This window comes from Janthinobacterium sp. JC611 (assembly GCF_018682595.1).
Classification (GTDB): Bacteria; Pseudomonadota; Gammaproteobacteria; order Burkholderiales; family Burkholderiaceae_D; genus Janthinobacterium.
On sequence record NZ_JAFLJN010000068.1, the window covers coordinates 1 to 6,422 of the forward strand.

Sequence of the window (6,422 nt, forward strand, 5' to 3'; positions counted from 1 at the left end):
ATCCGCGCGAGTGGCGTCGTTGCCGAAACGCAGCTGCTTGCCAGCGCGGGCCGCGACATCAACCTGGTGACGACGACCGCCAGTGATTCCAGTGTAAATCTGCGGGACAGAAAAACCATCAGCGACAGCAGTACGGTCGTCGACAAGGTGGCGGGCCTGTATGTCACGGGCACAGGCGAGGGAAATACGCTGATTGCCCAGGCGGGGAGAGACATGACACTCACCGCTGGCGTCATCGCCAATGCTGGCGTGAATGGCCAGACCAGCCTGATCGCGGGCAATAACCTGACCCTCAATACCGTTACCGTCGCCTCGACCCACGATGAAGTGCGCAACGCTGATAATTACAGCAAACAGAGCAAGACGAGCGAAGTAGGCAGCCAGATCACGGGCGCCGGCAATGTCAATCTGCAGGCGGGCCATGACCTGCTGGCGCGCGCGGCGGACGTGCAGGCGGGCGGCACGTTGGGATTGGTGGCGGGCCATGATATCAGCCTGGTCAATGGCGTGGCCACCGACAGCCTGGATGTGGCAAGCAAGGTCAAGAAAAGCGGTACTTTCTCCAGCAAAACGACGACCACGCGCGATCTGGTGCAGACCAGCACGGCGCAGGGGACTTCATTGACGGGCAATACCGTCGATATTGCCGCCGGGCATGACCTGAAAGTGGCGGGTTCATCGGTACTTGCGCACGAGGCCGCCAATTTACTGGCGAAAAACGATATCAGCATCGAATCCGTCGGACTGGACGGTAAGGAGATTCACTCCAAGCAAGTCAAGAAGAGCGGCACCTTTGGCCTGAGCAAGTCGCTGACCAGCCAGGCCGACGATGGGCGCACCGTTACCCAGGCTGGCAGCGCCGTCAGTGGCGGCAGTGTGACGATGGTGGGCGGACGCGACGTCGCCATCAAGGGCAGCACGGTGGTGGCCGATGGCAATATTGACTTGACCGCCTTGCGCAACCTGAGCATCGTCAGTGCCGAGAACGACAAGGACACGACGTCGAGCAGCTTCAGCAAGAAGTCCGGCTTTATCGGCAGCGTCACCCAGCCAGCTTTCGGCACGGTAAAAACCACCAGCGATGGCAAGAACACGGGCGTGGCGCAAGTGGGCAGCCAGATTGCCAGCCTGGGCGGCAATGTGTCGCTGCGCGCGGGCGAGACGTATACGCAGACGGCCAGCGAAGTACTGGCCACCGGCGCGGGTGCGAATGGCGGCTTGCCTGGCGATATCAGCATCGTGGGCAAGAATGTGTTGATCAAGGAGGCATACAACAGCAATGCCAGCGAGCAGCACACGACCTTCAGCAAGGTGGCCCTTGGCGGTACGGTCAACGTGCCGATTGTCGACGCCGTGAAAAGCATCGGCAGCCTGGCGAAGGCCGCCGAACAAACGAAGGACTCGCGCATGCAGGCCCTGGCGGCCGTGACTCTGGCATCAAAGGCCACGGATCTGGCTGGCATGGCCTCGAAGGGATTGACCAACACTGCTGGCATCAAGATCAGCGTCAGCCTGGGCAGCAGCAAGAGCGAAAGCGACATGCACCAGAGCAGCAGCACGGTGGTCGGCAGCGCGGTCAATGCTACTGGCAACGTCAGCATCGTTGCGACCGGGGCAGGGGCGGACAGCGACTTGACGGTAGCTGGCAGCAAGATTGCTGCAGGCGGCAATCTTACCTTGTTCGCCGACGACAAGATCAACCTGCTTGCGGCACAAAATACGGCGACGCAAACGAGCAAGAACAGCAGCAGCGGTTCCAGCATCGGCGTCGGCTATACCTTTGGCGGTGCGCAGAATGGCTTCAGCCTCGATATTGCGGCCAACCAGGCGCGGGGCAAGGCCGATGGCACGGACAATTACTACACCAACACCTATGTGACAGCAGGCAAGACCGCGACCGTCATCAGTGGTGGCGACACAACCTTGCAAGGCGCGATCCTGGCGGCGGACGCGGTCAAGGGCGCCATCGGCGGCAACCTGAACATTATCAGCCTGCAGGATACGAGTACCTACGCCAGCAAGAGCAGCAGCGCGGGCTTCAACATGAGCTTGTGTATTCCTCCGTTCTGCTATGGCGCCAGCAGCGTCGGAGGCAGTGTCTCGAAAAGCAAGGCCAAAGGCGACTTTGCCAGCGTCACGGAGCAAAGCGGCATCAAGGCGGGCGACGGCGGCTTCCAGATTAACGTCGCCGGCAATACCGACCTGCAGGCTGGCGTGATTGCCAGCAGCGGCAAGGCGATTGCCGATGGCAAGAACTCGCTGATCACGGGTACTTTGACGACGAGCGAGCTGCAAAACAAGGATGAGCATTCGGCGAGCGGATTTAGCTTGAGTGGGTCGGCTGGCGCGAAAGTGGGTACGCAGAATACGGCAAGCACTGCAGCCGATACAGCCGCGGCGACCGCGAAATCGGGCAGTAGCGGGTCAACGGGCTTTGGTAGTACATCAGGTAGTCAAAGTAGTACCACGACCTCCGGTATTAGTGGCGGCACCATAGTGATTACTGATGTGGAGAAGCAGCAGGCGCAGAATGGCAAGACGGCAGCGGAGATGCTGGCTGGACTTAATCGCGACGTCAGCAGCGAAAAGGACAGTAGCGGCGCGTTGAAAAAAGGATGGGACGCAAAAGCGATCGAGAAGGAAGTTCAGGCGCAGGTGGCCATTACCGAGGCATTCAGCGTGGCCGCTGCGTCCGAGATTGGCAAGTACGCCGATAAAAAACTGAAAGAAGCTGGCAAGTTGCGGGAAGAGGCGGCCAAGCCAATGGCGCCAGAGCAGCGCGATGCGTTGTTGCGTCAAGCGGCGGAAATTACCCGTGAGTGGAGCGAGGGGGGTACGGCGCGTGTCCTCGCTTCCACCGCCGCTGGAGCCTTGGGCGGTGGTTTGCTTGGGGCATCGGCCTCCGCTGCGGGCAGCAAGGTGTCCGGTGTCCTTTATCATGCGGATATCCCTGAGTCTATGCAGGGATTGTCGCAGGAGCAGCAGGCCAGGATGCAACAAATGGGGCAGGAGGCCGGTTTCAATGGCCTGACGTCTCAGGAGTCATGGCAAAAGTTAAAGCTCGTGTCCGACTTGCGCTTCGATCCGGAGTCGCAAAATCTACCTCAGGCGGAAGTGAATCGCCGCATCGGCGATTACCTGGGACTGCTGGGGGCGTCAGCTGAGCAGATTGCCGATATACAAAAGACGTTTGCGGATGCCGGTATTTCCGCAGTCAACACGCCGCGCACCCCCCGTGTGGAGCAAACTCTTTTGGGGGCGGTGGCGTCACCGGGCGACGTGGGGGAGTACGACTATTCGGCAGATGGTGCTCAGCCTAATGTTTTCCTGGGGACAAAGGTCATAGATAAGGGGACGCAGGGCGTCGGCGAGGTGGTCACCAAATTTGGGAAGTTGATCGACAGCAATATTGGTGCAAAATATACCCTTGAAGCGCTTGATTTTGCGTCTGGGGCGATCATTTATGGCGTCAATAAAATACCGGCAGTGGAGAAATTGAAAAATCAGGCCACGGATCTGGTTAGCTCTTTCTTCGCTGAAGGTTTCAAAGACGCGGGATATGGCCAGTCGGGGATTGATAACGGTGCAGTTGGTGGTACGTCGATTTCGATGGTTGGGCTGGGCGGATTTGCTGGCATGATAAAAAATGCCGGGAAAATAGCCAAAGTTTTCCCCAATACCCATGTAAATCTGAAAGATGGGGCCCCAGATGTCCCGGTGCCACATAAGGGGGGCAGCGAAAAGCCACATGAAAATAAAGTGGTCAATGAAAAGACTGAGAATTCGAATGCAAATAATTCGGAAAATCCCAATAAGAATCTGGAGATTGATGCCAAGCCGGTCAAGGAAATAGAATCAGGAAAAAAAGGTGAGTGGAACAAGGAATTGAATAAACCTCAGCCAAATACCGTTTATGTGGTGGATTCAAATCATACCTATCGTACGGATGAATTTTCACGCGTTGTCCATGTCGAGGGTGAGCTTACCTTGAACAAGCACGATAGGAATGGATATCAGCAGTGCAAGGCAGGCAAGTGTGGCGATTCTGGTGATGAGGGCGGGCATTTGATTGGCGCACAGTTCGATGGTGCAGGGGAGAAAATTAACCTTGTGCCAATGAACTCGAGTTTGAATCAAGGTCAGTGGAAAGCCATGGAGAAGACATGGGCTGATGCGTTAAAAGATGGAAAGAAAGTAAGTGTTGATATTCGACCTACGTATGTAGGTGATAGCGCTAGACCCACTACATTTATGGTAGAATATAAGGTGGATAATGTGCAGTATAAAGTTGTTTTTAAAAATAAAGCTTAAGGAAGAAAAATGGAATCGAAAGATATTGAAATATCTAAGGAAGTTGGAAAATACTTATATAATATCGCTCCGGAAGATGCAAAAATAATTTTGATGATTGCGGTCCTTTCTCCCGAAGGTGATGTTGGTCGATTTGAGTTTTATTCGAATAATGGAGTCGCCGAGAGCAATTTCTCCATCACTGATTTAGAGACGGAGAAACTTCTTGATTTGGTTAGTGAGCATCAGAAATTCATGGTCAGTAATAATCAGCCTGCATGGACACGTTGCGAATTTACGGTAAATGTTGATGCCGGTAAATTCTCTATGGAGCTGGGTTATGAGGCGGATTTATTTAAAGAAGGTTCATTGCGATAATCGATAGGTGACTTTTCATCGGCAAGGTTAGGTTTCGTCGAAATGGCGAAGCCTCATTCCGTCCGGGAAATTGGTACTGATCTGGGTCCGCGACACCGGGGGGGGCTCGGTCACGGGGCGGGGTCAGATACCGTCTTGAACAGGGCCGGGGTCAGGTCCAGGGCCGGGGTCAGGTCTGCCATTCGTACACGATCTCGGCCTTGGGCATGTTGAGCTGCAGGAAGGTGCGCTGTCCGTGTGCTCGGTGAGGTTGCGGCGGTTTGCTGTGTTGGATTTGGGGGAGGGGGAGGTTCCCTCGGTTTTCCGAGGGTGTACTGAATTCTGTGTAAACGGCTTTTCGTTTAAGCCTGCGGCACCCGGTCCTCAAACTGGATGGCGAAGCGGTTCAGTGCAGCTTTCCAGTCGCTTATCGGCATCGTCCATTTCTTGCTGATGTTGTTCAGCGCGAGGTAAAACAGTTTGCTGACGGCATCGTCGGTCGGAAAGGAACTGCAGGTCTTCGTGACTTTTCGCAGGCTCATATTAATCGATTCAATCGCGTTCGTGGTGTAAATCACCTTGCGGATTTCTGGCGGGTAGTCGAAGAATGGGATGACGCGTTCCCAGTTGCGGCGCTATGACTGGCTTATTGGTTTATACTGTTTATCCCATTTTTCCTCGAATTCCGTCAGCCTGAGTTCAGCCTCGTCGGCGGTGGCCGCGCTGTAGATCAGCTTCAGATCGGGGGGGCGGGGCGGGGTCACGGGGCGGGGTCAGGTCCGCCTTTCGTACACGTTCTCAGCCTTGGCCTTCGCGATCTGCAGCAAGTTGCGCTTTATGAAATGCCGATACGGCCCTGCTGACTGTCCTGCTCGAGACGTGAAAAACGGCGGCGATGTGGGACATGGTAAAAGCGGTTGAGAGATAAGCGCGCGCCATGGCCTCGTCTCTGTTGCTATAGATGGCTTGATATTGCGCTAGTGATAGCGCGACAGCGCGGCGTTGCTGCCTTGGCGTATCTCTGAATGCTGCGGAACGCTGCGATTGCTGATGTGCCGAAACGAAGGCTTCATCGCCAAGAAGAATCTGGTGACAGGTGCGAGCGAGCGGACTTTCCTCGCCCATCCCGGCGGCGACAAACCGGCAGTACGCAGGGATGGCCTCGTCGCGCGTAGCGCCAAACCGACTCAAGAGCCAGTCACGTGTCAACCAGCATGGAGGTACCGCATCGTCCAAAACGTAGTGATGGCTGCTCCAGTACCATTCATCGGGTGATACGACCATGTGCGCCCGGACTGGATTCAGGACGATGTAGCGGGCCACTTCCAACAGATAGTTTTCTTTCTGCACCAAGATAGCTTTATAGCGACCTTGCAATACGTGTCCTACAAGCTTGTGGCGCCGGTTGAAATACTGAGTATAAACGCCATTCAACTGGCGCATGCCCTGCGACAGATTAGCCTCAACCGTTTCAACGAGCAGATGATAATGATTGGTCATCTGGCAAAAGCTATGCACGATAAAATGGTGCCGCTCACAAACCAGGGCAAGCACTTCTTGCCAGGCTAGGCGATCGGTATCGTCCCGGTAAATGGCGCCGCGCCGGGCGCCGCGCGAAGTAACGTGGTAGAGGGCACCGACGAACTCAAGTCGTAGTGGTCGCGTCATGCGGTAGACGATACCTGAGCTATATACATCGGCACTGAGATTGCGCAGAGGTTTGAATGTCGGAATGGCTGAGGCCGTGTCGGAATGGCGGACCTGACCCCGTCTCC

At 55.7% G+C, this 6,422-nt stretch carries 3 protein-coding genes and 1 pseudogene; 2 read left to right on the top strand and 2 right to left on the bottom strand.

What is annotated here, in order from left to right:
* The first annotated feature begins 66 nt into the window (after positions 1–66).
* Both J0O65_RS25340 and J0O65_RS25345 read left to right on the top strand, forming a co-directional pair.
* On the top strand, positions 67–4,311 hold the full coding sequence (locus J0O65_RS25340) for a hemagglutinin repeat-containing protein (protein WP_215409926.1): 4,245 nt from the start codon (positions 67–69) through the stop codon (positions 4,309–4,311).
* A gap of 9 nt (positions 4,312–4,320) precedes the next feature.
* Complete coding sequence (locus J0O65_RS25345) at positions 4,321–4,668, top strand: hypothetical protein (RefSeq protein ID WP_215409927.1); 348 nt, start codon at positions 4,321–4,323, stop codon at positions 4,666–4,668.
* A 341-nt stretch (positions 4,669–5,009) separates the two neighbouring features.
* On the opposite strand, the pseudogene J0O65_RS25350 reads toward J0O65_RS25345, so the two are convergent.
* Together J0O65_RS25350 and J0O65_RS25355 are read right to left on the bottom strand one after the other, a co-directional pair.
* A pseudogene (locus tag J0O65_RS25350) lies at positions 5,010–5,390 on the bottom strand (transposase); the annotation flags it as partial.
* Between the two features lie 55 nt (positions 5,391–5,445).
* Positions 5,446–6,422 (bottom strand): transposase (locus J0O65_RS25355; RefSeq protein ID WP_353056246.1); only part of this gene is annotated, 977 nt, incomplete at its 5' end.